Source organism: Pseudomonas sp. LAIL14HWK12:I10 (assembly GCF_900184205.1).
Taxonomy (GTDB): domain Bacteria; phylum Pseudomonadota; class Gammaproteobacteria; order Pseudomonadales; family Pseudomonadaceae; genus Aquipseudomonas; species Aquipseudomonas kermanshahensis.
The window spans coordinates 234,353-254,178 of the sequence record NZ_FXWU01000001.1 but is presented as its reverse complement, the minus strand read 5'-3'; the positions used below and the strand labels follow the sequence as shown (position 1 = coordinate 254,178).

Genomic DNA, 19,826 nt, shown 5'->3' with positions numbered 1-19,826 from the left:
GACTAGCGCGGCGCACTGTCGACCACTCGTCGCCAGCCGACAGAAAAAGAGGGTGGTCATTTGCTGATGCGCACACTAGGGTAGGACGTTTCCAGACTGCACTGGCAGATGGGCCACTGACAGCCAAGGAGTCACGATGCGTGCCGCCGCCTTTTCCTTATTGTTTACCTCCCTGTTTGCCGCCGGCATCGCCCAGGCAGCCCCGCTGAGTGTCTGCAGCGAAGCCAGCCCCGAAGGCTTCGACGTGGTCCAGTACAACTCGCTGACCACCACCAATGCCTCGGCCGACGTGCTGATGAACCGTTTGGTGGAGTTCGACGCCGGCCAAGGCAAGGTTGTCCCCAGCCTGGCGGCGAGCTGGACGGTGTCGGCAGACGGCCTGATCTACGACTTCAAGCTGCGCGATGACGTGAAGTTTCACACCACCGCCTACTTCAAACCGACCCGCGAGCTGAACGCCGACGACGTGCTGTTCAGCTTCCAGCGCATGCTCTACCCGGCCCACGCCTGGCACAAGACTGCGCCGGGCGGTTACCCGCATGCGCAATCGCTGCAACTGGGCAGCCTGATCAAGTCGATCGATGCCCCCGAGCCGCACACTGTGCGCTTCACCCTGACCCACCCGGATGCCACGTTCCTGGCCACCTTGAGCATGGGCTTTGCCTCGATTTATTCCGCCGAGTATGCCGACAAACTGCTCAAGGCGGGCACGCCGGACAAACTCAACAGCCAGCCGATCGGCACCGGGCCGTTCGTCTTCCAGCGTTTCCAGAAGGACGCCGTGGTGCGCTACCGCGCCAACCCCGACTACTTCGCCGGCAAGCCTGCGGTCGACCCGCTGATCTTCGCCATCACCACCGATGCCAACGTGCGCTTGCAAAAACTCAAGCGCAACGAGTGCCAGGTGGCCCTGTCGCCCAAGCCGCTGGACATCGCTGAAGCCGGCAAGGATGGCAACCTCACGGTAGCCAGCACGCCGGCCTTCATGACCGCCTTCGTCGCCATCAACAGCGAACACCCGCCCCTGGACAAGCCAGAGGTGCGCCAGGCCATCAACCTGGCCTTCGACAAACAGGCTTACCTCAAGGCGGTGTTCGAAGGCACCGCGACGGCCGCCAACGGCCCCTACCCGCCCAACACCTGGAGCTACGCCAAGGACCTGCCCGGCTACCCCTTGGACCTGAAAAAGGCCAAGGCCTTGCTGACCAAGGCTGGCCTGCCTGACGGCTTCAGCACCACGATCTGGACCCGCCCTTCGGGCAGCCTGCTCAACCCCAACCCCAGCCTTGGCGCGCAGATGCTGCAGGCCGACCTGGGCAAGATCGGCATCAAGGCCGAAATCCGCGTGATCGAGTGGGGCGAGCTGATCCGCCGCGCCAAGGCCGGCGAGCATGACTTGCTGTTCATGGGCTGGGCGGGTGACAACGGCGACCCGGACAACTTCCTCAGCCCGCAGTTTTCCTGTGCGGCGGTGAAGTCGGGGACCAACTTTGCACGGTTCTGCGACAGCCGCCTCGACCAGCTGATCAACGCCGGGCGCACCACCAATGACCAGAGCGTACGCAGCCGGCTGTACCAGCAGGCGCAGACGCTGATCCAGCAACAGGCGCTGTGGGTGCCGCTGGCGCACCCGACCGCGGCGACCCTGCTGCGCCAGGGGGTCGAGGGGTACCAGGTGAGCCCGTTTGGGCGATTGGATTTCAGCAAGGTTTCGGTGACCAAGTAAGCCTGTGCCGGCCTCTTCGCGGGGCAAGCCCGCTCCCACAGGTACCTCACAGCCTTTGAATGCTGTGCGGTACCTGTGGGAGCGGGCTTGCCCCGCGAAGAGGCCGGCACAAGTACACCGCTAAGCAACGATCCACCCCTCCTCCACCATCGACAACGGCTCGCCATCGCCCACGATGATGTGGTCCAGCACCCGTACATCGATCAGCCCTAACGCGCGCTTTAGCGCCAACGTCATGTGCACATCATCCTGGCTGGGCTCGCTGTTGCCCGACGGGTGGTTATGGCACAGGATCAACGCCGCTGCGTTGTGCAGCAACGCTCGGCGCACCACTTCCCGCGGGTAGATACTGGCCCGGTCGATCGTCCCCCTGAACAGGATCTCGAACGCCAGCGGCCGGTGCTTGGTATCCAGAAACAGGCAGCCAAACACTTCACTGGCTTCATGGCGCAGCATGGCCTTGAGGTACTTGCGTACGGCCGACGGGTTATCCATAGCGGAATCACGTTCAATGGAGGTCGCAAGGTTCCTGCGCCCGATTTCCAATAGCGCCTGCAACTGGCTGTACTTCACCGGGCCAAGCCCAAGCTCCCCCACAAAAGCCTCCCTGTCGGCTTCCAGCAGTTGGCGCAAACCGCCGAACTTCAGCAGCAACCCTCGCGCCAGCTCTACGACATTGCGACCACGCACGCCAGAACCGAGAAACACAGCCAGCAACTCAGCATCCGAAAGGCTGTTCGCCCCCCGCAACAACAACTTCTCCCGCGGCCGTTCTTCAGCCGGCCATTCCCTGATACTCATCCCCACTCCTTGGTCCTGCTGCGGCACGTTTGGGCCCTGTGTTAATCTATTTCGCCTCGTACATGCGACGTTCTGCCGCAGGCAGTTCTTGTCGCCGCCCGCTTTCACTGGAAAAAGGCAAAAGCCTATGCAGCGGCTGTATCACAAGCGCATCGTCCTCGGCGTCGGTGGCGGCATTGCCGCCTACAAAAGCGCCGAACTGATCCGCCGACTCCTGGAGCACGGCGCGCAGGTGCGCGTCGTCATGACCCGTGGCGGTGCAGAGTTCATCACCCCGCTGACCCTGCAGGCGCTGTCCGGCCACCCGGTGCACATGGACCTGCTCGACCCCGCCGCCGAAGCGGCCATGGGCCATATCGAGCTGGCCAAGTGGGCCGACCTGGTCCTCATCGCCCCCGCCACGGCCGACCTCATGGCGCGCATGGCCCAAGGCATGGCCGACGACCTGCTGACCACCCTGATCCTGGCCACCGACGCCACCGTTGCCGTCGCCCCGGCCATGAACCAGGCGATGTGGCGTGACCCGGCCACCCAGGCCAACCTCGACCTGCTCAAAAGCCGCGGCATCCAGGTGTTCGGCCCAGCTTCCGGCAGCCAAGCCTGTGGCGACGTAGGCCTTGGCCGTATGCTCGAAGCCACCGACCTGGCCTGGTGCGCCGCCGAAAGCTTCAAGCGCCAGACGCTGACCGGCAAACACGTGCTGATCACTGCCGGCCCAACCCAGGAAAACATCGACCCGGTCCGCTACATCACCAATCATAGCTCCGGGAAGATGGGCTTCGCCCTGGCTGAGGCGGCCGCCGAAGCCGGTGCTCGGGTGACCCTCGTCACCGGCCCGGTGCACCTGCCGACCCCCGACCGGGTCAACCGCATCGACGTGGTCAGCGCGCGGGACATGCTCGCGGCCTGTGAAGCGGCCATGCCCTGCGACCTGTTCATTGCCTCGGCAGCGGTCGCGGACTACCGGCCAGAGGTAGTTGCCACGCAAAAACTCAAGAAAGATCCTACGACCGGCGACGGCATGCTGCTGCAGATGGTGCGTAATCCCGATATCCTTGCGACCATCGCTGGCCGTGGCGACCGCCCGTTCAGCGTCGGCTTCGCCGCCGAAACCGAACACCTGCTCGATTACGCCACACGCAAGCTCAAGGACAAGAACCTCGACCTGATCGTCGCCAATGATGTGGCCAACCCCAGCATCGGCTTCAACAGTGAAGAGAACGCCTTGACCGTGATCGACCGCCAGCAGCACCAGACCCTCTTTGCGCAGACCAGCAAGGGCAAGATCGCCCGGCAGTTGGTCGCCTTCATCGCCGAACGGCTCAACCAGGTTCAATAAGTTACATGCACGCTCTTCAAGCCAAGATCCTCGACCCACGCCTGGGCACCGAATTCCCCCTGCCGCAGTACGCCACCCCAGGCTCTGCCGGCCTGGACCTGCGCGCCCTGCTCAAGGAGGACACCGTCCTCGAGCCCGGCCAGACCCTGCTGATCCCCACCGGCCTGTCGATCTACATCGGCGACCCGGGCCTGGCAGCCATGATCCTGCCACGCTCGGGCCTGGGCCATAAGCACGGCATCGTGCTGGGCAACCTGGTCGGCTTGATCGACTCGGACTACCAGGGCGAGCTGATGGTGTCGTGCTGGAACCGCGGCAACACCCCGTTCACCATCGCCATTGGCGAGCGTATCGCCCAGTTGGTGCTGGTGCCGGTGGTGCAGGCGCACTTCGACATCGTCGAAGCCTTCGACGAAAGCCAGCGTGGCACTGGCGGCTTCGGCCACTCCGGCAGCCACTGAGCCGACAGCTGACCGTTCAGGCCAAGGATGGCGAACTCTCTGGCGAAACCACCGTCCAAGCGTTCAGTTTGCGCCTGCCCAGACAGCCTTTGACTAATGGAGCTTCCAGAGATGAACGAAATGGCCCACCTGGTCCCCGCACTGCCGGACAGCATTTTCCGCGCTTATGACATTCGCGGCGTGGTCGGCAAGACCCTCCATGCCGAAACCGCCTACTGGATCGGCCGCGCCATCGGCGCGCAGACCCTCGCCCAGGGCGAGCCCAAGATTTCCGTTGGCCGCGATGGCCGCTTGTCCGGCCCAATGCTGGTGGAACAGCTGATCAAAGGCCTGGCCGACGCTGGCTGCCAGGTCAGTGATGTCGGCCTGGTCCCGACCCCGGCGCTGTACTACGCCGCCAACGTGCTGGCCGGCACATCGGGCGTGATGCTCACCGGCAGCCACAACCCGTCGGACTACAACGGCTTCAAGATCGTCATCGCAGGCGACACCCTGGCCAACGAACAGATCCAGGCCCTGCAGACCCGCCTGAAAACCAACGACCTGAGCCGTGGCGAAGGCAGCGTGGAAAAGGTCGAAATCCTCGAGCGCTATTACCAGCAAATCGTCGGCGACGTGAAGCTGGCGAAAAAGCTCAAGGTGGTGGTGGACTGCGGCAACGGCGCTGCCGGTGTCATCGCCCCGCAGCTGATCGAAGCCCTGGGCTGCGACGTTATCCCGCTGTTCTGCGAGGTGGACGGTAACTTCCCTAACCACCACCCAGACCCAGGCAAGCCAGAAAACCTTGCGGACCTGATCGCCAAGGTCAAGGAAACCGGGGCCGACATCGGCCTGGCGTTCGACGGTGACGGCGACCGCGTAGGCGTGGTGACCAACACCGGCACCATCGTCTACCCCGACCGCCTGCTGATGCTGTTTGCCCAGGACGTGCTGTCGCGCAACCCGGGCGCCGAGATCATCTTCGACGTCAAATGCACCCGTCGCCTGACCCCGCTGATCGAACAGCATGGCGGCCGCGCGCTGATGTGGAAGACCGGCCACTCGCTGATCAAGAAGAAGATGAAACAGACCGGTTCGTTGCTGGCCGGCGAGATGAGCGGGCACATCTTCATCAAGGAACGCTGGTACGGTTTCGACGATGGCATCTACAGTGCCGCACGCCTGCTGGAGATCCTCAGCAAGGCCGGGCAAGACGCCGAAAGCCTGTTCGCAGCGTTCCCGAACGATATTTCCACGCCGGAAATCAATATTGATGTGACCGACGAGGGTAAATTCAGCATCATTGATGCACTGCAACGCGACGCCGACTGGGGCGCGGCCAACCTGACCACCATCGACGGTGTGCGGGTCGACTACGCCCACGGCTGGGGCCTGGTACGCGCCTCCAACACCACGCCGGTGCTGGTGCTGCGCTTCGAGGCCGACAACGACGCCGAATTGCAACGTATCAAGGATGTTTTCCGCGCCCAGTTGCTGCGGGTTGCCCCTGAGCTGCAACTGCCGTTCTGACCGACTATCTGTTCCTTACAGGAGCCCTGCATGACCCTCGATCGCGATGCCGCTTCCCATGTAGCCGAAGTTTTGTCCGAAGCACTGCCTTACATCCGCCGCTTTGTCGGCAAGACACTGGTGATCAAGTACGGCGGCAACGCGATGGAGAGCGAGGAGCTCAAAACCGGCTTCGCCCGTGACATCGTGCTGATGAAGGCTGTGGGCATCAACCCGGTGGTGGTCCACGGTGGTGGCCCACAGATCGGTGACCTGCTCAAGCGCCTGTCGATCGAAAGCCACTTCATCGACGGCATGCGCGTGACCGACTCGGCCACCATGGACGTGGTCGAGATGGTGTTGGGCGGCCAGGTCAACAAGGACATCGTCAACCTGATCAACCGCCACGGCGGCAGCGCCATCGGCCTGACCGGCAAGGACGCGGAGCTGATCCGCGCCAAGAAGCTGACCGTCAGCCGCCAGACGCCAGAGATGACCACCCCGGAAATCATCGACATCGGCCACGTCGGCGAAGTCGTGAGCGTGAACACCGACCTGCTGAACATGCTGGTCAAGGGTGACTTCATCCCGGTGATCGCGCCGATCGGCGTGGGCGCCAACGGTGAGTCGTACAACATCAACGCCGACCTGGTGGCGGGCAAGGTAGCCGAGGCACTGAAAGCCGAGAAGCTGATGCTGCTGACCAACATCGCCGGCCTGATGGACAAGCAGGGCCAGGTGCTGACCGGCCTGACCACTGAGCAAGTCAACGAGCTGATCGCCGACGGCACCATCTACGGCGGCATGCTGCCGAAGATCAAGTGCGCACTGGATGCGGTGCAGGGCGGCGTGAACAGCTCGCACATCATCGACGGCCGCGTGCCGAACGCGGTACTGCTGGAGATCTTCACCGACAGCGGCGTGGGTACCCTGATCACCAACCGCAAGCCGCGCTGAGTGATTAGTTAGCCTGCACTGGCCTCTTCGCGGGTGAACCCGCTCCCACAGGTGTTGGCGCAGATCCTGTGGGAGCGGGTTTACCCGCGAAGAGGCCAGGACAGGCGACACAAAAAAAGGCGACCTTCATCCAAAGGTCGCCTTTTTTATTACCGAGCCGGAATCAGATTCCGTACTGCGCCCGATACGCTTCAACAGCAGGCAGATGCTGCTTGAGCTGCGGATCATCGGCCAGGAACTCCAGCACCTGGGTCAGCGAAACGATGCTGACCACCGGAATACCAAAGTCACGCTCCACTTCCTGGATCGCCGACAGCTCGCCATTGCCGCGCTCTTCGCGGTTAAGCGCGATCAGCACGCCAGCGGCTTTGGCCTGCTGGGCATTGATGATCTGCATGACTTCACGGATGGCCGTGCCGGCCGTGATCACGTCGTCGATGATCAGTACGTCACCTGCCAAAGGCGCGCCAACCAGGCTGCCGCCTTCGCCGTGATCCTTGGCTTCTTTACGGTTGAAGCACCATGGCACGTCGAGCTGATGCTGATCGGCCAGGGCCACGGCGGTGGTCGCCGCCAGGGGGATACCCTTGTAGGCTGGACCAAACAGCACGTCGAACGGGATCTTGCTGTCGACGATGGCCGCCGCGTAGCAACGGCCCAATTGCGCCAGTGCAGAACCTGTGTTGAACAGGCCGGCATTGAAGAAGTACGGGCTGGTACGCCCCGATTTCAGGGTGAATTCGCCGAAGCGCAGAACGCCGCGGTCGATGGCAAAACGAATGAAGTCGCGCTGATACGGCTGCATGGAAAGTCCCGGACACCACGGATTTAGCTAAATGAGTTGAGCTCGGGTATCATACACGCACGAGATTTTTGGGGCCATTTATGCGGATCATCAGTGTGAACGTAAATGGCATTCAGGCTGCGGCCGAGCGTGGTTTGCTCAGCTGGCTGCAAGCCCAGAATGCCGACGTCATCTGCCTTCAGGATACCCGCGCCTCGGCCTTTGAACTCGACGACCCAGCTTTCCAGCTCGATGGCTATTTCCTTTATGCCTGCGACGCGGAGGTGCCCGCCCAAGGTGGCGTAGCCCTTTACTCGCGCATGCAGCCCAAGGCAGTCATCACCGGCCTGGGCTTCGAGACAGCCGACCGTTACGGGCGTTACCTGCAAGCAGATTTCGACAAAGTCAGTATTGCCAGCCTGCTGCTGCCTTCGGGCATGAACGGCGACGAAGACTTGAACCAGAAATTCAAGTTGATGGACGACTTCGCCAAGTACCTGGACAAACAGCGGCGCAAGCGTCGCGAGTACATCTATTGCGGCTCGTTCTACGTGGCGCAGCAGAAGCTCGACATCAAAAACTGGCGCGACAGCCAGCAATCGCCTGGCTTCCTGGCACCGGAGCGTGCCTGGATGGACGCGATCACGGGCGAGATGGGCTACGTGGATGCCCTGCGTGAAGTCAGCCGTGAAGGCGACCAGTACAGCTGGTGGCCGGACAACGAACAGGCCGAGATGCTCAACCTGGGCTACCGGTTCGACTACCAGATCCTCACCCCAGGCCTGCGCCGCTTCGTGCGTAACGCCCGCCTGCCGCGTCAGCCGCGCTTCTCGCAGCATGCGCCGCTGATTGTGGACTATGACTGGACGTTGACCATCTAGAAAACCATTGGGGCCGCTTCGCGCCCCATCGCCGGCAAGCCGGCTCCCACGGGCATAGCGCATGACGTGAAGTTTGCGCAGTCGCGGTGGGAGCCGGCTTGCCGGCGATGGGCCGCGAAGCGGCCCCAATTGCTATGAATCAGTCGGCCAGGGCGGCCTGCTGCAGTTCGAAGATCTCGTTCATGCCCTTCTGCGCCACGGCGAGCATGGCGTTCAGGTCTTCAGGCTGGAACGGCGCGCCCTCGGCGGTGCCTTGTACCTCGATGAAACCACCGGCGCTGGTCATGACCACGTTCAGGTCGGTCTCGGCGGCGGAGTCTTCCAGGTAGTCCAGGTCGAGCACGGCCTCGCCTTGGTACATGCCCACGGAAACCGCGGCGATCATGTGCTTGAGCGGGTTGCCAGCCTTGAGGCCGCCACGCTTCTTGATCACGGCCAGGGCATCGCACAGGGCGACCATGGCACCGGTGATCGACGCGGTGCGAGTGCCACCGTCGGCCTGAATCACATCGCAGTCGATGTACAGGGTGATGTCACCGAGCTTGCTCATGTCCAGCGCGGCGCGCAGCGAGCGGCCGATCAGGCGCTGGATTTCCAGGGTGCGGCCGCCCTGCTTGCCACGGCTGGCTTCGCGCTGGTTACGCTCGCCGGTGGAGCGCGGCAGCATGCCGTATTCGGCTGTCAGCCAGCCTTGGCCCTGGCCTTTGAGGAAGCGGGGCACACCATTCTCCACGCTGACCGTGCAGATGACCTTGGTGTCACCGAACTCGACCAGTACCGACCCTTCGGCGTGCTTGGTGTAGTTGCGGGTGATGCGGATCGAGCGGAGCTGATCGGCGGCGCGACCACTTGGACGTTTCATCTGGGATACCTGTACTGGGACTTGAATCTGCCGAGCATTATAGAGCTCGCAGCTGCGGGAGGACACGCCTATTGTCGCGCCCCTGACAGCCTGTCGCCTTTTCCCACTGCGCATTTCGCCCTCTGTAACATGGCTGGATTGGGCGCCGAGGCCCCACTGCGCTACAATCCTGCGCCTTGCAGCCGAGAGGCTTCCCTGTTCATTCATCTACGCGAGGTACTCCCCATGGTGCACAGCATGACCGCTTTTGCTCGTGTCGAGCGCGCCGGCAGCCAAGGCACCCTGGTCTGGGAGCTGCGCTCGGTCAACCACCGCTACCTGGAGCCGCACCTGCGCCTGCCCGAGGCCCTGCGCGACCTCGAAGGCGCGGTACGCGAAGGCCTGCGCCAGGGGCTGTCGCGCGGCAAGGTGGAATGCACCTTGCGCCTCAACGAAGACAGCACCGGCAAGCCACTGAAAGTGGACCGTGAGCGCGCCGCACAGCTGGTCGCCGCCGCCGAAGAGGTGGCTGGCCTGATCAAGCAGCCGGCCCCGCTGAACCCCCTGGAAGTGCTGTCGTGGCCCGGCGTGCTGGTTGCCGACGCCAGCGACCCGCAAGCGCTGAACGCCGAGGCCGTGGCGCTGTTCGACGACGCGCTGGCCGAGCTCAAGGCCGGGCGCCTGCGTGAAGGCCAGGAGCTGGCCCGGCTGATCAACGAACGCCTGGACAACATGACCACCGAGGTCACCACACTGCGCGCCCTGGTGCCGCAGATGCTGGCGGCCCAGCGGCAGAAAATTCTCGACCGCTTCGGCGACATGCAGGCTGAGCTCGACCCGCAACGCCTGGAGCAGGAGATGGTGCTGCTGGCGCAAAAGAGCGACGTCGCCGAAGAGCTCGACCGCCTCGCCACCCACGTCACCGAAGTGCGCCGCGTGCTCAAGTCGGGCGGCGCGGCCGGCCGGCGCCTGGACTTCCTGATGCAGGAACTCAACCGCGAAGCCAATACCCTCGGCTCCAAGGCATTCGACCCGCGTAGCACGCAAGCGGCGGTCAACCTGAAGGTATTGATCGAACAGATGCGTGAACAAGTACAGAACATCGAGTAAGGCCACCCCGACCATGAACCACAGCAGCGGCACCCTCTACATCGTTTCGGCCCCTTCGGGTGCCGGCAAGACCAGCCTGGTAACGGCCCTGACCCAGGACGACAAGCAAATCCGCGTCTCGGTCTCGCACACCACCCGCGCCATGCGCCCGGGTGAGCAGCACGGGGTGAACTACCACTTCGTCGTGCACGAAGAATTCAAGGCACTGATCGAGCAAGGCGACTTCCTCGAGCATGCCGAAGTGTTCGGCAACTTCTACGGCACCTCGCGCAGCGCGCTGCAGCAGACCCTCGACCAGGGCTTCGACCTGATCCTGGAAATCGACTGGCAAGGTGCCCAGCAGGTGCGCAAGCTGATGCCCGAGGCACTCTCGGTGTTCATCCTGCCACCCAGCCAGGAAGCGCTGCGTCAGCGCCTGGATGGGCGTGGGCAGGACAGTGAGGAGATCATCGCCGGGCGCATGAAAGAAGCGGTCAGCGAGATGGTGCACTACGACGAGTACGACTACCTGATCATCAATGATGACTTCGGCGTCGCGCTGGAGGAGTTGAAGGCGGTGTTCCGCTCGAACCGCCTGCAGTTGAAGAAGCAACAGCAACGCCACGGTGGGCTGCTGAAAGAACTGCTCTCCTGAGAGACCGAGCAGGGCTGCTTTGCAGCCCATTCGCAGCACAAGGCTGCTCCTACAAAGGCAAGGATGTAGGAGCAGCCTTGTGCTGCGAATGGGGCGCAAAGCGCCCCCTCTGCATTACTCCGCCAGCGGCAGGGTCGCCTGCTGACGCAGGGTCGCCCCCAGGAAGTACGCCGGCGCCCGCATCCGCGACAGCAGCATCAGCCCGATGCCAAGCACCGAAATGATCGCGGCAATCACGAACACCAGCCCCAGCCCACCCACATGCGAGCCGCTGCCGAAGTCTGGCGAAGCGCTGTCGATCGCGGTACGCGCGAAGATCACCGACAAGATGACCCCACCGACCAGCGGGCACAGGCCGCGCATGACGAAGTGGCGCACGCTGTCGAACAGGCTGTCGCGGAAGTACCAGACGCAGGCAAACGCAGTCAGCGAATAGTAGAAGCAGATCATCATCCCCAGCGCGGTGATGGTGTCGGCCAGCACGTTCTCGCTCAGGGTACGCATGGTCACGTAGAACAGGCCGGCGGCCAGGCCAGCGCAGATGGTGGCATAGCGCGGGGTTTGCGAACGCGGGCAAACGCTGGCGAACTTAGGCGGTACCGCACCGTAGTAACCCATGGCCAACAGGGTGCGCGCCGGTGCCACGAAGGTCGACTGCAGCGACGCTGCGGTGCTGGCCAGTACGGCGATGGACATCAGGATCGCCAGCGGCCCCATCACCGGGCCGGCCAGGTGGGCAAAGACGTTCTCCTGGATGCGCGGGTTGTTCAGGCCCAGGCCCGTTTCGCTGATACCGGCAAACTGCAGGGTGGCGATGGCGGTGAACAGGTACAGGCCGAGGATCAACATCACGGTCCAAGTGGCGGCCTTGCCCGGCACCTCTTCGCTGCCCACCGATTCTTCGCTGACGGTCAGACAGGTGTCCCAGCCCCAGAAGATGAAGATCGACAGTGAAAGCCCCGCGGCAAAGGCCGAGAACGACTCGACACCGAACGGGTTGAACCAGGCGAAATCGAATTCCAGCGGTGGCGGCGCAGTGGTGCCACCGAAGGCGGCGAAGGCGAAGCCAATCAGCACCAGCAACTGCAGGGCCACCAGGCCGTACTGCACCGTCATGGTGGTGGCTATGCCGCGACAGCAGATCCACACCGCCAGGGCGATGAACACGCAACAGGTACTGATGTTGATCAGCAGGTTGTCCGCCAAGGCCGCCAGGCCATGGTTGCCGGTGATCTGCCCCAGGAACAGGTAGAAGAAGTCGACCGCCACGCCTGCCAGGTTCGACAGCACGATGGTGGTGGCGACCACCAACCCCCAGCCCCCAATCCAGCCGATCATCGGGCCAAAGGCGCGCGCCGACCAGGTGAACGAGGTGCCGCTGTCCGGCTCTGCCGAATTCAGCTCGCGATAGCCGAGGGCGACCAGCAGCATCGGCAGGAAGCCGACGATGAATACCGCAGGCAGGTGGGCACCGACCTCTCGCACGGTTGGGCCAAGCGCGCCGGTCAGGGTATAGACCGGGGCGATGGTGGAAATGCCCAGCACCACGCTGGCCAGCAAGCCCAGGCGGCCTTTGGCCAAGCCCTTGCTGCGCTGGGTGTTGCCCGCGTCGGCCGCCACATCGGGTGGGCGGCCGGCTTCTGTGTAATCGCTCATGAGTATGTGCCGTAAATTTTGGAATTGTTTTCGCGGGCCTTGCGTACAAGGCCCGCTTTCACTCATTGAAAGCTTGCAACAGGGGTGCGTCATCCGAGACTTTCGGGTGACGTCAGAATGCCTTCTGGCGCGTACCCTCCCGTGCAGCATGGGCAATACAGGCCTCGCGAAACGCCTGGAAAAGGCGCCGGGAGACCGGGTTTTCGGCAAAACGCCATTCAGGGTGCCACTGCACGCCAAGCACGAAGCCCGGCGCATCTGGCATCGACACCGCTTCGATCAGGCCATCCGGGGCCCGCGCCTCGACGCGCAGCCCAGGGGCCAGGCGGTCGATGCCCTGGCTGTGCAACGAGTTGACCTCGAATTGCGCAGCCAGGCCCAGGCGCTCGAACAACCCGCCAGGCGCGATGCCAACGGGGTGACGAGGGCCGTATTGCACCTCCAGGGGTGCGTCCTCAGGTTCGCGGTGGTCAAGGTAGCCAGGCAGCTCCTGCACACGCTGGTGCAAGGTGCCGCCAAGGGCCACATTCAATTCCTGGAACCCACGGCAAATGCAGAACACCGGCACACCGGCGGCAATCGCCGCCTGCAGCAGCGGCAGGGTCAGGCGATCGCGCGCGCGATCATGCCGGGTACCCTCCACGCTGGGGGCGCCATTGTAATGATGCGGTTCGATATTTGAAGGCGAGCCAGTAAAAAGAATGCCGTCGAGCTGGGCCAGCAGCGCGGAGGTATCACTGCCCTCGTCGCGCGCCGGCAAAATCAGCGGCAGCCCGGCAAAGCCGGCCGCCTCGACATACTTGTCGCCCACCGTGTGCGACGAGTTCTTCCCCACCTGCTGGCGGCAGGCGCTGATACCGATCAAGGGGACCGCATTTGCGCTCATGGGCTTACACCGTGTGCAGGTACCAGTTGTACTCGAGGTCGGAGATCGACACTTCAAACTCGGCCAGCTCGCTTTCCTTGCAGGCGACGAAGATATCGATGTAATCCGGGCTGATGTATTGATTGAGCACTTCGCTGTCATCCAGCGCGCGCAGGGCATCGCGCAGGTTGTTCGGCAGGCTCTGTTCCAGTTGTTCGTACGAGTTGCCTTCAATCGGTTCACCCGGCTCGACCTTGCTGGTCAGGCCGTGGTGAATACCGGCGAGAATGGCCGCGAGCATCAGGTAAGGGTTGGCGTCAGCGCCGGCCACACGGTGCTCGATGCGCACGTTCTCGCTGCTGTCGGTCGGCACGCGAACCGCCACGGTGCGGTTGTCCAGGCCCCAGCTCGGCGCGTTGGGCACATAGAACTGCGCGCCGAAACGACGGTACGAGTTGATGTTCGGGCAGAGGAAGGCCATCGACGCCGGCATGGTCTCCAGCACGCCACCGATGGCGTGGCGCAGCGCGTCGCTTTCCAGCGGGTCACTGCTGGCGAAGATGTTCTTGCCGGTTTTCTTGTCCAGCAGCGAGATGTGCACGTGCAGCCCGTTGCCCGCCTGGCCCGGGTAGGGCTTGGCCATGAAGGTGGTGTCCATCTCATGGTCGTAGGCCACGTTCTTGATCAGGCGCTTGAGCAGGATGGCGTAGTCGCAGGCCTTCAGCGGGTCGGCAACGTGGTGCAGGTTGACCTCGAACTGCGCCGGGGCGCTTTCCTTGACGATGGCATCGGCCGGCAGGCCTTGCTCCTTGGCCGCTTCGAGCATGTCTTGCAGGCAGTCGGCGTATTCGTCGAGGTCGTCGATCAGGTACACCTGGGTCGACTGCGGGCGCTTGCCCGAAATAGGCGAGCGCGGCGGTTGCGGGCGGCCGTTGAGGTTGTCCTGGTCGATCAGGTAGAACTCGAGTTCGAACGCGGCGCAGATATCCAGGCCCAGGTCGTCGAACTTGCTCACCACCTGGCGCAGCACTTCGCGCGGGTCGGCGAAGAAAGGCTGGCCTTCGATCTCGTGCATGGTCATCAGCAACTGGGCGGTCGGGCGTTTCTGCCACGGCTCGTTGCACAGCGTGCCGGGGATCGGGTAGCAGATGCGGTCGGCATCGCCAATGTCCAGGCCCAGGCCGGTGCTTTCAACGGTCGAACCGTTGATGTCGAGGGCAAACAGTGACGCCGGCAGGTTGATGCCTTTTTCGTACACCTTGTGCAGGCTGGCCCGCTCGATGCGCTTGCCGCGTACCACGCCATTCATGTCGGAGATCAGCAGATCGACATACTGCGTATCCGGATGGGCCTGGAGGAAGTCTTTCATCTCGCTGGAAGAACTGGCGCACGGGGTGACCGACGTCATGGTGTACATCCTTTGATTTGCTGCGGCGATGTGGGGATACGGCTGGCGCCTCACGGGCGACGATGGTTGCAGCTGTTGTTTTTTTCACTTTCCCATCGTGGGGATTGGTTGCCCGACCGGGCGCATTGATTCCCAGGGGCGGTTCCACTATAAAATGGCCTCAACGCAACAGACATTGGCATTTCGGCAAGCAGAGCGTGCATCAATGCAATATCAGATTACCCACGCCGACCTCTCCCTGGTCCTGGCCCTGGAACGTGGCCGCTCGTTGGCCAAGGCTGCCGAACTGCTCAAGGTGGACGTCTCGACGGTGTTCCGCTCGATCCGTCGCCTGGAGTCGGCACTGGGCACCGCGCTGTTCGTCAAAAGCCGTAAAGGCTACCTGCCCACCGACACCGCCCAGGCTCTGGCTGAGCAGGCCGAGCGCGCCGAACAGGCCCTGGAAGCCGCGCGCATCGCCATGACCAGCGGCGAACAGGTGGTCAGCGGTACGGTGCGGCTGACCTGCACCGAGGCGGTAATGCACAGCCTGCTGCTGCCGGCATTGGCCGACTTCATGCCCAATTACCCGGCGTTGTCGCTGGAAATGGGCACCTCCAACACCTTCGCCAACCTCAGCCGGCGCGATGCCGACATCGCCCTGCGCCTGACCAATACGCCGCCCGAACACTTGGTAGGCCGCTGCCTGGGCTCGACCTCCTACGTGATCTGCGGCCAGCCGCAGTGGCGCGAACGGCTGACCGAGTCGGCCAGCAGCGTGCCGTGGATTGCCCCGGACGACTCGATGCAGGACCACCCGACCGTGGTCTGGCGCAACCAGCAATACCCTGGGTTGAGCCCGCGCTACCAGTGCAGCGGCATGTCGACCATAGCGCAACTGGTCAGCACCGGGCTGGGCGTGGCGGCGCTGCCCGACTACATGGTGCATGCCTTGCCTGGCGTCGATGCGCTGAGTGGCCCGCTGCCCGGTTGCGACACCCAACTGTGGCTGCTGACCCGGCCCGATTGCCGGGCGTTACGCTCGGTGCAGACATTGTTCGAGGAATTGACCCCGCGGTTGCGCGACGCGATGTTGTGAGATACAAGAGGAGGGTGTCTGTTGCGGCTCTTTCGCGGCTAAACCCGCCCCCACAGGGGCGGGCCTGATCCGCGCGTGGCAAAACAGCGCTTCCCTATTGGCTGGTGAATTTTTATACTATCGAGTCCGCCTGCCCATATTGGGCTGCACGCCCACCGCAATTGCTACTGAGGAAGACCATGGCCCGCGTAACTGTTGAAGACTGCCTGGAACACGTGGATAACCGCTTTGAGCTGGTCATGCTCTCGACCAAGCGCGCCCGTCAGCTGGCGACCGGCGGCAAAGAGCCACGCGTCGCGTGGGAAAACGACAAGCCGACCGTTGTTGCCCTGCGTGAAATCGCCGAAGGCATCGTCACCAACGAGTTCATCGCTGCTGAAGAGATCGTCACCGAGGATCCGGTCTTCGCCGCGTTCGAGGACGAGTCCAACGAGGCTGTCTGATTGATGCCAGGTCGACGTCGCGCGGCACAAGGCCCTCTTCCTCTGCAAGAGGTGAACCCATGCCGGGTATAGAAGCCTTAGCCGAACGGCTGTCGACCTACCTGGGCCCCGAACAGGTCAACCTGGTTCGGCGCGCCTATTTCTACGCCGAGCAGGCCCACGACGGGCAGCGCCGCCGCAGCGGCGAGCCCTACGTGACCCACCCGCTGGCCGTGGCCAGCATCCTCGCCGACATGCACATGGACCATCAGAGCCTGATGGCCGCCATGCTGCACGATGTGATCGAAGACACCGGCATCGCCAAGGAAGCCCTCTGCCAGCAATTTGGCGAGACGGTTGCCGAACTGGTCGATGGGGTCAGCAAGCTGACCCAGATGAACTTCGAGACCAAGGCCGAGGCGCAGGCCGAGAACTTCCAGAAAATGGCCATGGCCATGGCGCGCGATATCCGCGTGATCCTGGTCAAGCTGGCCGACCGCCTGCACAACATGCGCACGCTGGAAGTGCTGTCCGGTGAAAAACGCCGGCGCATTGCCAAGGAAACCCTCGAAATCTACGCCCCCATCGCCAACCGGCTGGGCATGCACACCGTGCGCGTCGAATTCGAAGACCTTGGCTTCAAGGCCATGCACCCAATGCGTTCGTCGCTGATTCACCGGGCGGTCAAGAGCGCCCGCGGCAACCGCAAAGAGATCGTCGCTAAAATCGAACAATCGCTGGCCAACTGCCTGGCTGCCGACGGCATCCAGGGCGAGGTCAGCGGCCGGCAGAAACACCTCTATGGCATCTACAAGAAGATGCGCGGCAAGCGCCGCGCCTTCAACGAGATCATGGACGTGTACGCCTTCCGCATCATCGTCGACAAGGTCGACACCTGCTACCGCGTGCTCGGCGCCGTGCACAACCTGTACAAGCCGCTGCCCGGTCGCTTCAAGGACTACATCGCGATCCCCAAGGCCAACGGCTACCAGTCGTTGCACACCACGCTGTTCGGCATGCACGGCGTGCCCATCGAAATCCAGATCCGCACCCGCGAGATGGAAGAGATGGCCAACAACGGTATCGCCGCCCACTGGCTGTACAAGTCCAACGACGACGAGCAGCCAAAAGGCAGCCACGCGCGGGCGCGCCAGTGGGTCAAGGGCATCCTCGAACTGCAGCAGCGCGCGGGCAACTCGCTGGAATTCATCGAGAGCGTGAAGATCGACCTGTTCCCGGACGAGGTCTATGTCTTTACGCCCAAGGGCCGGATCATGGAGCTGCCGAAAGGCTCCACGGCCGTCGACTTCGCCTATGCGGTGCACACCGACGTGGGCAACAGTTGCATCGCCTGCCGCATCAACCGCCGCCTGGCGCCCCTGTCTGAGCCCCTGCAAAGCGGTTCGACGGTAGAGATCGTCAGCGCGCCGGGCGCCCGGCCGAACCCGGCCTGGCTCAACTTCGTGGTCACCGGCAAGGCACGCACGCACATTCGCCACGCCCTCAAGCAACAGCGCCGCTCCGAGTCCATCAGCCTCGGCGAACGCCTGCTGAACAAGGTGCTGACCGGCTTCGACAGCAGCCTCGAAAAGATCCCGCAGGAGCGCATTCAGGCGATTCTCGCCGAGTACCGCCTGGAGCTTATCGAGGACCTGCTCGAAGACATCGGCCTGGGCAACCGCATGGCCTATGTGGTCGCGCGGCGCCTGCTGTCGGCCGAAGGCGAACAGCTGCCGACGCCGGAAGGCCCGCTGGCCATTCGCGGCACCGAAGGCCTGGTGCTCAGCTACGCCAAATGCTGCACGCCGATCCCCGGTGACCCGATCGTCGGCCACCTGTCGGCGGGCAAAGGCATGGTCGTGCACCTGGAGAACTGCCGCAACATCAGTGAAATTCGCCACAACCCAGAGAAGTGCGTGCAGCTCTCCTGGGCCAAGGACATCGCTGGCGAATTCAATGTCGAGCTGCGTGTCGAGCTGGAGCACCAGCGCGGCCTGATTGCGCTGCTGGCCAGCAGCGTGAATGCCGCCGACGGCAACATCGAGAAGATCAGCATGGACGAACGCGACGGCCGTATCAGCGTGGTCCAACTGGTGGTCAGCGTGCACGACCGCGTGCACCTGGCACGAGTGATCAAGAAGCTGCGTACCTTGACCGGTGTGGTCCGCATCACCCGCATGCGTACGTAGTCCGCCAACCGCAAGGAGTCATCATGAGCAAGTCCGTCATCAACAGCGACAAGGCCCCTGCCGCCATCGGTACCTACTCCCAGGCAATCAAGGCCGGCAACACCGTTTACATGTCGGGCCAGATCCCACTGGACCCCAAGACCATGGAACTGGTCGAAGGCTTCGAGGCCCAGACCGTGCAGGTCTTCGAGAACCTCAAGGCTGTGGCTGAAGCCGCGGGTGGCTCGTTCAAAGACATCGTCAAGCTGAACATCTTCCTCACCGACCTGAGCCACTTCGCCAAGGTCAACGAAGTGATGGGCCGTTACTTCGAACAGCCTTACCCAGCCCGCGCCGCCATTGGCGTTGCCGCGCTGCCAAAAGGCTCCCAGGTCGAGATGGACGCGATCCTGGTCATCGAGTGATGCCCCTGGTGACGGGCGCCCTGCCCGTCACCTTCTCTCCCCAAGGTTACCCACCATGCGTCAAGCACTGCCCCTCGCGCTGGCAGCCCTGCTTCTGAGCGGTTGCGCCAGCCATAAACCCGAAGACTTCAACGGCACCTGGATCAACCAGGACGCCATCAAAGCCGCCGTCAAAAGTGGCAGCCTGCGTCAGGCACTGAATGAACACGGCCCTGTGTTCGAGTGGAAACTCGACGTGGCTCACCAACAGGCCAGCTTCAGCAATGGCTTCGAGGCTGCCGACGGCCAGTTGAGCGCCAACGAGAAGCAATGGCTGGCCAGCTTCCAGGACGGCCAGACCGAGCAGCTGGCGCTGGATGGCGACGAGCTGAAAACCACTGCGCAGTCCGGTACCGAACAAACCTTCGTGCGCGTCAAGCAACCCGGCAATGCACCGCTGGGTGGCAGCTTCGAGAAGGCGCTGTACCAGGCCTACCTGGGCGGTGAATGGAAAATCATCGAAGGCCAGGGCAAAGGCACCGCCGTTCGCTTCAGCGACACCGGCAACGTCAGTGGCCTGCCTGGCCCGGACCGTTTTGCCCTGTGCCTGGCCGGCGATTGCGCGACCATGGGCGGCAGCAACGACAGCCTGTGGCTGGAGCGCAAACAGCGCGGCGCGCCGTTTATCATCAAGCGTGATGGCGACACGCTGGAGATTTTCCAGGCCGTTAACCGCGCGAAGCCGGATGAAATGCCGGTATTGGCGGCCGGTGCTCGGCAATGGGTGCTGGAGAAGGACTGAG

Annotated in this window: 18 protein-coding genes and 1 pseudogene; 13 read left to right on the top strand and 6 right to left on the bottom strand. The window is 63.3% G+C overall.

The features are described 5' to 3' along the window. Nucleotides 1-136 precede the first annotated feature (136 nt). Nucleotides 137-1,726, top strand: coding sequence for an ABC transporter substrate-binding protein (locus QOS90_RS01235; RefSeq protein WP_085272164.1), 1,590 nt, complete (start codon nt 137-139; stop codon nt 1,724-1,726). Between the two features lie 120 nt (nt 1,727-1,846). Here QOS90_RS01235 and radC read toward each other — a convergent pair whose 3' ends face one another. Continuing rightward, a complete protein-coding gene (gene radC, locus QOS90_RS01230; protein ID WP_085272163.1) occupies nt 1,847-2,527 on the bottom strand; it encodes a RadC family protein in 681 nt (226 codons plus the stop codon). Nucleotides 2,528-2,654: 127 nt separating this feature from the next. Here radC and coaBC point away from each other — a divergent pair, with 127 nt between their 5' ends. The 4 genes and pseudogenes from coaBC to argB all read left to right on the top strand — a co-directional run bounded on the left by coaBC (nt 2,655) and on the right by argB (nt 6,772). Further along, nucleotides 2,655-3,866: a bifunctional phosphopantothenoylcysteine decarboxylase/phosphopantothenate--cysteine ligase CoaBC gene (gene coaBC / locus QOS90_RS01225; RefSeq protein WP_027592161.1), complete on the top strand. Its 1,212-nt coding sequence runs from the start codon at nt 2,655-2,657 to the stop codon at nt 3,864-3,866. Nucleotides 3,867-3,871: 5 nt separating this feature from the next. Continuing rightward, complete coding sequence (gene dut / locus QOS90_RS01220) at nt 3,872-4,327, top strand: dUTP diphosphatase (RefSeq protein WP_027592160.1); 456 nt, start codon at nt 3,872-3,874, stop codon at nt 4,325-4,327. 135 nt (nt 4,328-4,462) lie between these two features. Next, nucleotides 4,463-5,836: pseudogene (locus QOS90_RS01215) on the top strand (phosphomannomutase/phosphoglucomutase); the annotation flags it as partial. Between the two features lie 30 nt (nt 5,837-5,866). Beyond that, nucleotides 5,867-6,772 carry an acetylglutamate kinase gene (gene argB, locus QOS90_RS01210; protein ID WP_027592158.1) on the top strand — a complete coding sequence of 302 codons (906 nt, stop codon included), beginning with the start codon at nt 5,867-5,869 and terminating at the stop codon, nt 6,770-6,772. Nucleotides 6,773-6,935: 163 nt separating this feature from the next. On the opposite strand, the gene pyrE is transcribed toward argB, so the two are convergent. Next, entirely contained in the window at nt 6,936-7,577 is a 642-nt protein-coding gene (pyrE, locus tag QOS90_RS01205) for an orotate phosphoribosyltransferase (protein WP_008091580.1), read from the bottom strand. A gap of 80 nt (nt 7,578-7,657) precedes the next feature. Between pyrE and crc the strand changes: the two genes are divergently transcribed. Further along, on the top strand, nt 7,658-8,437 hold the full coding sequence (gene crc, locus QOS90_RS01200) for a catabolite repression control protein Crc (RefSeq protein WP_003253401.1): 780 nt from the start codon (nt 7,658-7,660) through the stop codon (nt 8,435-8,437). A 139-nt stretch (nt 8,438-8,576) separates the two neighbouring features. Here crc and rph read toward each other — a convergent pair whose 3' ends face one another. After that, nucleotides 8,577-9,299: a ribonuclease PH gene (gene rph / locus QOS90_RS01195; RefSeq protein ID WP_027592157.1), complete on the bottom strand. Its 723-nt coding sequence runs from the start codon at nt 9,297-9,299 to the stop codon at nt 8,577-8,579. A gap of 225 nt (nt 9,300-9,524) precedes the next feature. Between rph and QOS90_RS01190 the strand changes: the two genes are divergently transcribed. Both QOS90_RS01190 and gmk read left to right on the top strand, forming a co-directional pair. Beyond that, nucleotides 9,525-10,388: a YicC/YloC family endoribonuclease gene (locus QOS90_RS01190; RefSeq protein WP_085272162.1), complete on the top strand. Its 864-nt coding sequence runs from the start codon at nt 9,525-9,527 to the stop codon at nt 10,386-10,388. A gap of 13 nt (nt 10,389-10,401) precedes the next feature. Then, a complete protein-coding gene (gmk, locus tag QOS90_RS01185; protein WP_027592155.1) occupies nt 10,402-11,022 on the top strand; it encodes a guanylate kinase in 621 nt (206 codons plus the stop codon). Nucleotides 11,023-11,136: 114 nt separating this feature from the next. On the opposite strand, the gene QOS90_RS01180 is transcribed toward gmk, so the two are convergent. The 3 genes from QOS90_RS01180 to QOS90_RS01170 all read right to left on the bottom strand — a co-directional run bounded on the left by QOS90_RS01180 (nt 11,137) and on the right by QOS90_RS01170 (nt 14,912). Further along, entirely contained in the window at nt 11,137-12,678 is a 1,542-nt protein-coding gene (locus tag QOS90_RS01180; RefSeq protein WP_027592154.1) for an APC family permease, read from the bottom strand. A 112-nt stretch (nt 12,679-12,790) separates the two neighbouring features. Further along, nucleotides 12,791-13,564, bottom strand: coding sequence for a gamma-glutamyl-gamma-aminobutyrate hydrolase family protein (locus tag QOS90_RS01175; protein WP_027592153.1), 774 nt, complete (start codon nt 13,562-13,564; stop codon nt 12,791-12,793). A gap of 4 nt (nt 13,565-13,568) precedes the next feature. After that, complete coding sequence (locus tag QOS90_RS01170; protein ID WP_371097094.1) at nt 13,569-14,912, bottom strand: glutamine synthetase family protein; 1,344 nt, start codon at nt 14,910-14,912, stop codon at nt 13,569-13,571. A 244-nt stretch (nt 14,913-15,156) separates the two neighbouring features. Here QOS90_RS01170 and QOS90_RS01165 point away from each other — a divergent pair, with 244 nt between their 5' ends. The 5 genes from QOS90_RS01165 to QOS90_RS01145 all read left to right on the top strand — a co-directional run bounded on the left by QOS90_RS01165 (nt 15,157) and on the right by QOS90_RS01145 (nt 19,825). Then, nucleotides 15,157-16,029 carry a LysR family transcriptional regulator gene (locus tag QOS90_RS01165; protein ID WP_027592151.1) on the top strand — a complete coding sequence of 291 codons (873 nt, stop codon included), beginning with the start codon at nt 15,157-15,159 and terminating at the stop codon, nt 16,027-16,029. Between the two features lie 179 nt (nt 16,030-16,208). After that, entirely contained in the window at nt 16,209-16,472 is a 264-nt protein-coding gene (rpoZ, locus tag QOS90_RS01160; RefSeq protein WP_012312123.1) for a DNA-directed RNA polymerase subunit omega, read from the top strand. Between the two features lie 59 nt (nt 16,473-16,531). Continuing rightward, the gene (spoT, locus tag QOS90_RS01155) at nt 16,532-18,640 is read left to right on the top strand and encodes a bifunctional GTP diphosphokinase/guanosine-3',5'-bis pyrophosphate 3'-pyrophosphohydrolase (RefSeq protein WP_027592150.1); all 2,109 of its coding nucleotides are present in this window, start codon (nt 16,532-16,534) and stop codon (nt 18,638-18,640) included. Between the two features lie 23 nt (nt 18,641-18,663). After that, a complete protein-coding gene (ridA, locus tag QOS90_RS01150) occupies nt 18,664-19,044 on the top strand; it encodes a deaminase RidA (RefSeq protein ID WP_027592149.1) in 381 nt (126 codons plus the stop codon). 55 nt (nt 19,045-19,099) lie between these two features. Further along, nucleotides 19,100-19,825 carry a hypothetical protein gene (locus QOS90_RS01145; RefSeq protein WP_027592148.1) on the top strand — a complete coding sequence of 242 codons (726 nt, stop codon included), beginning with the start codon at nt 19,100-19,102 and terminating at the stop codon, nt 19,823-19,825. Nucleotide 19,826 lies beyond the last annotated feature (1 nt).

Coding starts and splice junctions, on each gene's coding strand:
- QOS90_RS01235 (WP_085272164.1), top strand. CDS start 137: ATGCGTGCCGCCGCCTTTTCCTTATTGTTTACCTCCCTGTTTGCCGCC.
- radC (WP_085272163.1), bottom strand. CDS start 2,527: ATGAGTATCAGGGAATGGCCGGCTGAAGAACGGCCGCGGGAGAAGTTG.
- coaBC (WP_027592161.1), top strand. CDS start 2,655: ATGCAGCGGCTGTATCACAAGCGCATCGTCCTCGGCGTCGGTGGCGGC.
- dut (WP_027592160.1), top strand. CDS start 3,872: ATGCACGCTCTTCAAGCCAAGATCCTCGACCCACGCCTGGGCACCGAA.
- argB (WP_027592158.1), top strand. CDS start 5,867: ATGACCCTCGATCGCGATGCCGCTTCCCATGTAGCCGAAGTTTTGTCC.
- pyrE (WP_008091580.1), bottom strand. CDS start 7,577: ATGCAGCCGTATCAGCGCGACTTCATTCGTTTTGCCATCGACCGCGGC.
- crc (WP_003253401.1), top strand. CDS start 7,658: ATGCGGATCATCAGTGTGAACGTAAATGGCATTCAGGCTGCGGCCGAG.
- rph (WP_027592157.1), bottom strand. CDS start 9,299: ATGAAACGTCCAAGTGGTCGCGCCGCCGATCAGCTCCGCTCGATCCGC.
- QOS90_RS01190 (WP_085272162.1), top strand. CDS start 9,525: ATGGTGCACAGCATGACCGCTTTTGCTCGTGTCGAGCGCGCCGGCAGC.
- gmk (WP_027592155.1), top strand. CDS start 10,402: ATGAACCACAGCAGCGGCACCCTCTACATCGTTTCGGCCCCTTCGGGT.
- QOS90_RS01180 (WP_027592154.1), bottom strand. CDS start 12,678: ATGAGCGATTACACAGAAGCCGGCCGCCCACCCGATGTGGCGGCCGAC.
- QOS90_RS01175 (WP_027592153.1), bottom strand. CDS start 13,564: ATGAGCGCAAATGCGGTCCCCTTGATCGGTATCAGCGCCTGCCGCCAG.
- QOS90_RS01170 (WP_371097094.1), bottom strand. CDS start 14,912: ATGAAAGACTTCCTCCAGGCCCATCCGGATACGCAGTATGTCGATCTG.
- QOS90_RS01165 (WP_027592151.1), top strand. CDS start 15,157: ATGCAATATCAGATTACCCACGCCGACCTCTCCCTGGTCCTGGCCCTG.
- rpoZ (WP_012312123.1), top strand. CDS start 16,209: ATGGCCCGCGTAACTGTTGAAGACTGCCTGGAACACGTGGATAACCGC.
- spoT (WP_027592150.1), top strand. CDS start 16,532: ATGCCGGGTATAGAAGCCTTAGCCGAACGGCTGTCGACCTACCTGGGC.
- ridA (WP_027592149.1), top strand. CDS start 18,664: ATGAGCAAGTCCGTCATCAACAGCGACAAGGCCCCTGCCGCCATCGGT.
- QOS90_RS01145 (WP_027592148.1), top strand. CDS start 19,100: ATGCGTCAAGCACTGCCCCTCGCGCTGGCAGCCCTGCTTCTGAGCGGT.